Source organism: Streptomyces phytophilus, assembly GCF_013870535.1.
Taxonomy (GTDB): domain Bacteria; phylum Actinomycetota; class Actinomycetes; order Streptomycetales; family Streptomycetaceae; genus Streptomyces; species Streptomyces phytophilus.
In genome coordinates this window covers 1-5,946 of sequence record NZ_JACBXC010000281.1, presented here as the reverse complement: position 1 = coordinate 5,946, position 5,946 = coordinate 1, and the positions used below count along the sequence as shown (strand labels likewise).

7 protein-coding genes are annotated in these 5,946 nt (G+C 72.1%); 3 read left to right on the top strand and 4 right to left on the bottom strand.

All coding sequences use genetic code 11. From position 1 onward, the window contains the following. Positions 1-585: isochorismatase family protein (locus H5J30_RS14860; protein ID WP_181787914.1), on the bottom strand; the 585-nt coding region annotated here is incomplete at its 3' end. A 93-nt stretch (positions 586-678) separates the two neighbouring features. Beyond that, on the bottom strand, positions 679-2,001 hold the full coding sequence (locus H5J30_RS14855) for a nicotinate phosphoribosyltransferase (protein WP_181787913.1): 1,323 nt from the start codon (positions 1,999-2,001) through the stop codon (positions 679-681). A 137-nt stretch (positions 2,002-2,138) separates the two neighbouring features. Between H5J30_RS14855 and clpS the strand changes: the two genes are divergently transcribed. The 3 genes from clpS to H5J30_RS14840 all read left to right on the top strand — a co-directional run bounded on the left by clpS (position 2,139) and on the right by H5J30_RS14840 (position 4,590). Continuing rightward, complete coding sequence (gene clpS / locus H5J30_RS14850) at positions 2,139-2,447, top strand: ATP-dependent Clp protease adapter ClpS (RefSeq protein ID WP_018834043.1); 309 nt, start codon at positions 2,139-2,141, stop codon at positions 2,445-2,447. Then, positions 2,447-3,046 carry a DUF2017 domain-containing protein gene (locus H5J30_RS14845; RefSeq protein WP_181787911.1) on the top strand — a complete coding sequence of 200 codons (600 nt, stop codon included), beginning with the start codon at positions 2,447-2,449 and terminating at the stop codon, positions 3,044-3,046. The genes clpS and H5J30_RS14845 overlap by 1 nt, the downstream gene beginning before the upstream one ends. Before the next feature lie 110 nt (positions 3,047-3,156). Further along, the gene (locus tag H5J30_RS14840) at positions 3,157-4,590 is read left to right on the top strand and encodes an amino acid permease (RefSeq protein ID WP_181787910.1); all 1,434 of its coding nucleotides are present in this window, start codon (positions 3,157-3,159) and stop codon (positions 4,588-4,590) included. A 70-nt stretch (positions 4,591-4,660) separates the two neighbouring features. On the opposite strand, the gene H5J30_RS14835 is transcribed toward H5J30_RS14840, so the two are convergent. Together H5J30_RS14835 and H5J30_RS14830 are read right to left on the bottom strand one after the other, a co-directional pair. Next, positions 4,661-5,611: a PLP-dependent cysteine synthase family protein gene (locus H5J30_RS14835; RefSeq protein ID WP_181787909.1), complete on the bottom strand. Its 951-nt coding sequence runs from the start codon at positions 5,609-5,611 to the stop codon at positions 4,661-4,663. Continuing rightward, entirely contained in the window at positions 5,611-5,889 is a 279-nt protein-coding gene (locus tag H5J30_RS14830) for a MoaD/ThiS family protein (protein ID WP_181787908.1), read from the bottom strand. The genes H5J30_RS14835 and H5J30_RS14830 overlap by 1 nt, the downstream gene beginning before the upstream one ends. Positions 5,890-5,946 lie beyond the last annotated feature (57 nt).

Sequence of the window (5,946 nt, the reverse complement as noted above, 5' to 3'; positions counted from 1 at the left end):
GCCGACGACCGGCTTGCCCGCCAGCTCCACGCCCGCCTCCGCCAGCTCCCCCAGCGCCCGCTGCGTGCTGTCCTGCGCCACCCCCGCCGTCAGGTCCAGCAGCACCTGCGTGCGGAAGCCCTCGGCCGCCGCGTCCAGCGCCGTCGCCTTCACGCAGTGGTCGGTGGCGATGCCCACCACGTCGACCTCCGTCACCTCCCGGGCGCGCAGCCAGTCCGCCAGCGGCACCCCGTTCTCGTCCGCCCCCTGGAAGCCGCTGTACGCCGCCGCGTACGCGCCCTTGTCGAAGACCGCCGAGATCGCGCCGGAGGCGACGGTCGGGGCGAAGTTCGGGTGGAAGCCCACGCCCTCCGTGCCGGCCACGCAGTGCGGCGGCCAGGAGTGCACGAAGTCCGGGTGCGCCGCGAAGTGGTCGCCAGGCTCGATGTGGTGGTCGCGGGTGGCGACGACGTGCTGGTAGCCGGCGGTGGACCGGCCGATCAGGTCGGTGATCGCGGCGGCCACGTCCGCGCCGCCGGTCACCCCCATGCTGCCGCCCTCGCAGAAGTCGTTCTGCACGTCAACGACGATCAGTGCACGATGCATGGTGGGCTGCCCTTCGTGAGTCGGCGTCGGCGGGACGGAGCGCTGGGGAACGAAGCGCTGCGCGTCCCGGTTCTCTGCCCGGTCGGCCGGGCGTCATACGTACTCCGTCGGCAGGACCGGCTCGCCCCTGGAGAGCTGGGTGGCGGACAGCGGCAGCCCGTCCCTGGCCTCGACGTGCCGGGCCCTGGCGTCGTCCATCGGCTCCCGGCCCACGACCTTCCCCCCGCGCACCAGGGGCACCAGCAGCTCCCGCCCGGCCAGCTCCGCCGGCACCTCCCCGGTGCCGACGACCTCGGCCTCCGCGACCCCGTACGCGTCCAGCCGCCGGGCCGCCCACTTCCGGCCGCCGATCGACGTCTTCCCGCCCGTCGAGCGCTTCGCCACCGGCACCAGCGGCGCGTCCGGGGCGTCGGAGGCGGCGCGGGCCACGAGCTTGTAGACCATCGAGCACGTCGGGTGCCCGCTGCCGGTGACCAGCCGGGTGCCCACGCCGTACGCGTCCACGGGGGCGGCGGCGAGCGAGGCGATGGCGTACTCGTCGAGGTCGCTGGTGACGATGATCCGGGTCCGCTGCGCGCCCAGCTCGTCGAGCTGCTGGCGCACCCGGTGCGCGACCAGCAGCAGGTCGCCGGAGTCGATGCGCACCGCGCCCAGCTCGGGACCCGCGACCTCCACGGCGGTACGGACCGCGGCGGCCACGTCGTACGTGTCGACCAGCAGCGTCGTCCCCGTGCCCATGGACTCCACCTGCGCGGTGAACGCCTCCCGCTCGCTGTCGTGCAGCAGCGTGAAGGCGTGCGCGGCGGTGCCGACGGTGGGGATGGCGTAGCGGAAGCCGGCGGCCAGGTCGGAGGTGGAGGCGAAGCCGCCGACGTAGGCGGCCCGGGCGGCGGCGACCGCGGAGAGTTCGTGGGTGCGCCGGGCGCCCATCTCGATCAGCGGCCGGCCGCCCGCGGCGACGGCCATCCGGGAGGCGGCGGCGGCGATCGCGGAGTCGTGGTTGAGGATCGACAGCACCACCGTCTCCAGCAGCACGCACTCGGCGAAGCCGCCCTCGGCGCGCAGCACGGGGGAGCCGGGGAAGTACACCTCGCCCTCGGGGTAGCCCCAGATGTCGCCGGTGAACCGGAAGTCCGCGAGCCAGTCCAGGGTCGGGGCGTCGACCACGTCGTACTCGCGCAGGAAGGTCAGCACCTCGGGCTCGAAGCGGAAGCTCTCCAGGGCGTCGAGGACGCGGCCGGTGCCGGCCACGACGCCGTAGCGGCGGCCCTCCGGCAGCCGGCGGGTGAAGGTCTCGAAGACCGAGCGCCGGTCCGCGGTGCCGGCGTGCAACGCGGCCTGGACCATGGTCAACTCGTAGTGATCGGTGAACAGAGCCGTCGAGGGGACGGTGACCGGCAGCTTCAGTTCCGACATGCACCTGATCCTACGCCCATACTCGTCACACTGACGATTTCCGGTGTCCGAATGGCTGCGGCACCGCCTCGGGTGGCAGCATGGGGACCGTCAGGGCTGCCGTCGCAGCCGGAGCTATCGAGGAGTTGCCGCCAACCGTGAGCGTCGCACCCACGGAGATCGAGCGCCCGGAGACCGTCGAGTCCCAGTCACCCGCGGCGGTGCCTGAACCGGACGTCCCCTGGGTGACGATCGTCCACAACGACCCGGTGAACCTCATGAGCTACGTGACGTACGTCTTCCAGGCGTACTTCGGATATCCCAGGGAGAAGGCACGCAAGCTCATGATGGACGTACACACCAAGGGGAGGGCCATCGTCTCCAGCGGCAGCCGCGAGGAGATGGAGCGGGACGTGCAGGCGATGCACGGCTACGGCCTGTGGGCCACCCTCCAGCAGGACCGCTGATGGCGGGGCACTTCGAAGCGGTCCCGGGCGGCGGCGCGGCCGTCGCGCTGGACGAGCTGGAGATCTCCATCCTGCGCACGCTGACCGTGCAGCTGCTGGAGCTGATCGGCCCCGGCGACGCCCCCGCGGACGCCGCACCGCCCGCCGACCCGCTGGACGCGCTCTTCGCCGAGGGCCCCAGCAAGCCGCCGTCCGACCCGGCGCTCGCGCGGCTCTTCCCCGACGCGTACGGCGAGCCGGGCAAGGGCCCCGACGACCAGGAGCGGGCCCGCTCGGGGGAGTTCCGCCGCTACACCGAGCCGGAGCTGCGGGAGAGCAAGCGGGAGAACGCCCTGGCCGTCGTCCGCGGGCTCGACCTGCTGACCGTGCAGGGGGAGGGCGGCGCGGTGCTCAAGGTCGGCCCGGAGGAGTCGCGGCAGTGGCTCGCGACGCTGAACGACCTGCGGCTGGCCATAGGCGCGCGCCTCGACATCCGGGACGACGACGACGGCGAGGTGCTCTTCCGGCTGCCGGACGAGGACGAGCGCAAGCCGATGGTGATGGCGTACCTGTGGCTGGGCGGGCTGCAGGAGACCCTCATCGAGACGCTGATGCCGTAGCCCGCTGGCCCGTTCGAAAGGGCCCCGTTCGGGTGAATGTGCACATAATCACCCTTTTCCCGTGGTAAAGCTGCAGTCGGGGGACTGCACGGGAAAGGGCACAACTCCACATGACCACTGCGAAGGTCCCGGAGGGCGGCCGCTCGGCCCCGCCCTCCGACGAGGGCTACGAGCGCGGGCTCGGCAGCCGCCAGATCCAGATGATAGCCATCGGCGGCGCCATCGGAGTGGGCCTCTTCCTGGGCGCCGGCAAGATCATCGAGAAGGCCGGGCCCAGCCTCATCTTCCTGTACGCGATCGCCGGCGTCGTCATCTTCTTCATCATGCGCGCGCTGGGCGAACTGCTGCTCTACCGCCCGGTCTCGGGCAGCTTCGCCGAGTACGCGCGCGAGTTCCTCGGGCCCTACTTCGGGTACGTCACGGGCTGGACGTACTGGCTGATGTGGGCCGTCACCGGCATGACCGAGCTGACCGCCGCCGCCATCTACATCAACTACTGGTGGCCCGCCGTCCCGCAGTGGGTCAGCGCCCTCGGCTTCCTGGTGCTCCTCTTCGGCGTCAACCTGATCTCGGTGAAGATCTTCGGTGAGCTGGAGTTCTGGTTCTCGATGGTCAAGGTCACCGCGATCATCGGCATGATCGTCATCGGCGTCGGCGTGCTGACCCTCGGCTTCTCCGACGCCGCCGCCACCGCCTCCACCACGAACCTCTGGAGCCACGGCGGCTTCTTCCCCCACGGCATCGGCGACAGCCTGATGACCCTCCAGGGCGTGATGTTCGCCTACCTCGCGGTCGAACTCGTCGGCGTCACCGCGGGCGAGAGCACGAACCCCGAGAAGACCCTGCCCAAGGCGATCAACACGCTGCCGTGGCGGATCGTCATCTTCTACGTGGGCTCGCTGATCGTCATCCTGTCGGTCGTCCGGTGGACCGAGTTCAGCGACGGCATCAGCCCGTTCGTCGCCGCCTTCGGCAAGATCGGCATCCCGCTCGCGGCCGGCATCGTCAACTTCGTCGTGCTCACCGCGGCCCTGTCGTCGTGCAACTCCGGCATGTACTCCACCGGCCGCATGCTGCGCGCCCTGGCCGCCAACTCCGAGGCGCCCAAGGTCTTCGGCAGGCTCAGCCCGCGCCGGGTGCCGGCCGCGGGCATCGCCATGTCGGTCGTGGTCATGTCCGTCGGCGTGGTGCTCAACTACCTCGTGCCGGAGAAGGCGTTCGGCTACGTCATGTCCGTGGCCACCGCCGCCGGCATCTGGACCTGGTCGATGATCCTCCTCAGCCACATCCGCTACCGCCGCGCGGTCGTCGCCGGCCGGCTGCCCGCCTCGTCGTTCCCCGCGCCCGGCGGGGCGGTGTGCAGCTGGCTGGCGCTGGCGTTCCTCGCCTTCGTCACCGTGCTCACCGCCCTGGACGCCGACGCGCGGGTCTCGCTGTACGTGGGCGCCGGCTGGGCGGCGCTGCTGTCGGGCGGCTGGGCGCTGAGCCGGAGGCGGGCCGCGGCCCGGGAGGCGGCACCGGAGTTCGCCGCGGGGGCGCAGTAGGCCCGTCCGCGCCGCCGTGCCCGCCGCGCCCGGCGGCCTGCGCGCGCTTGCCGGCCCCGGCGCCCCGGCGCTACGCCCAGAGCTGGCCGTGCAGCGCCGCGACGGCCTCTTCCGTGGTCGCGGCCGTGTAGATGCCCGTCGACAGGTACTTCCAGCCGCCGTCCGCGACGAGGAACGCGATGTCGGCGCTCTCCCCGGCCCGTACCGCCTTGCGGCCCACGCCGATCGCGGCGTGCAGCGAGGCCCCGGTGGAGACGCCCGCGAAGATGCCCTCCTCGCGCAGGAGTTCGCGGGTACGGGTCACGGCGTCCTCGGAGCCGACGGAATAGCGGGTGGTGAGCACCGACTCGTCGTACAGCTCGGGGACGAAGCCCTCGTCGAGGTTGCGCAGCCCGTAGACGAGGTCGTCGTAGCGCGGCTCGGCGGCCACGATCCGCACCTCCGGGCGCTGCTCGCGCAGGAAGCGGCCGGCGCCCATGAGGGTGCCCGTGGTGCCGAGGCCGGCGACGAAGTGGGTGATCGACGGCAGGTCGGCGAGGATCTCGGGGCCGGTGGTGGCGTAGTGCGCACCGGCGTTGTCGGGGTTGCCGTACTGGTAGAGCATCACCCAGTCCGGGTGCTCGGCGGCCAGCTCCTTGGCGACGCGCACCGCGGTGTTGGAGCCGCCGGCCGCGGGCGAGGAGATGATCTCCGCGCCCCACATGGCGAGCAGTTGGCGGCGCTCGTCGCTGGTGTTCTCCGGCATCACGCAGACCATGCGGTAGCCCTTGAGCCGCGCCGCCATGGCCAGCGAGATGCCGGTGTTGCCGGAGGTGGGCTCCAGGATCGTGGCGCCGGGGGTGAGGCGGCCGTCCTTCTCCGCCTGCTCGACCATGAACAGCGCCGGGCGGTCCTTCACGGAGCCGGTGGGGTTGCGGTCCTCCAGCTTCGCCCAGATCCGCACGTCGGGGGTGGGGGAGAGGCGGGGCAGGCGGACCAGGGGCGTGTTGCCGACGGCCGCCAGGGGGCTGTCGTAGCGCATCAGACGGAGCCGCCGGCGACGGCGGGCAGGATCGTCACGCTGTCGCCGTCGGCGAGCTCGGTGGCGATGCCGTCGAGGAAGCGGACGTCCTCGTCGTTGAGGTAGACGTTGACGAAGCGGCGCAGGTCGTCGCCTTCGACCAGGCGCCCGCGGATCCCGTTGTGCCGGGACTCCAGGTCGTCGATCAGCTCGGCCAGGGTGGTGCCGGCGCCCTGCACGGCCTTCTCGCCGTCGGTGTAGCTGCGGAGGATGGTCGGGATGCGGACCTCGATGGCCATTTCGGGGCTCCTGTGGATGCGGGGAGTCGGGCTGCGGGCGCTTGCGGGCGCGGGTCG

Excerpts from the sequence above, each read along its gene's own strand:
- H5J30_RS14855 (WP_181787913.1), bottom strand. The coding sequence starts at position 2,001 with ATGTCGGAACTGAAGCTGCCGGTCACCGTCCCCTCGACGGCTCTGTTC.
- H5J30_RS14845 (WP_181787911.1), top strand. The coding sequence starts at position 2,447 with ATGGCGGGGCACTTCGAAGCGGTCCCGGGCGGCGGCGCGGCCGTCGCG.
- H5J30_RS14840 (WP_181787910.1), top strand. The coding sequence starts at position 3,157 with ATGACCACTGCGAAGGTCCCGGAGGGCGGCCGCTCGGCCCCGCCCTCC.
- H5J30_RS14835 (WP_181787909.1), bottom strand. The coding sequence starts at position 5,611 with ATGCGCTACGACAGCCCCCTGGCGGCCGTCGGCAACACGCCCCTGGTC.
- H5J30_RS14830 (WP_181787908.1), bottom strand. The coding sequence starts at position 5,889 with ATGGCCATCGAGGTCCGCATCCCGACCATCCTCCGCAGCTACACCGAC.